The following is a 387-nucleotide window of genomic DNA, read 5'->3' on the forward strand; positions in this document are numbered from 1 at the left end:
GTCCTGAGGCATATCTCGCGGCTGCGATGGGCAGCCGGCCTCGGCAGGCGGCCCATCCGCTGTCCGAGCGGATCGGCGTCCGCGGGCCGCGCTCTATGCGGCGTCGTCCGTCGCGTAGGGCGCGAACCCGTCGTTGTTCTTGCAGCCGAGTTCCTCGTAGGTGTTGACCTTGGTCTGTGGATCCGTGTGGGTCAGCCGGAACTTGCAGGCCCCCTTGATGTAGCGACCCTTGACCCCGCCGGGGAAGTCGACCTCCTTGTTCCACAGGTAGGGCGAGTTGTAGTTGTTCACGCGGGCGGTGGCGTTGACGTCGATGCCGCCGGGCGCGTGGATCTCGTAGACCCAGCCGGTCTTCGCGCTGCCGTACGTGGCGAACTTCTGCGCCAC

Annotated in this window: 1 pseudogene; it reads right to left on the reverse strand. The window is 66.9% G+C overall.

Going from position 1 to position 387, the window contains the following annotated elements:
- Positions 1 to 93: 93 nt before the first annotated feature.
- A pseudogene (locus G3I71_RS49745) lies at positions 94 to 387 on the reverse strand (hypothetical protein); the annotation flags it as partial.

The organism is Streptomyces sp. SID12501 (genome assembly GCF_010550245.1).
Lineage (GTDB): Bacteria > Actinomycetota > Actinomycetes > Streptomycetales > Streptomycetaceae > Streptomyces.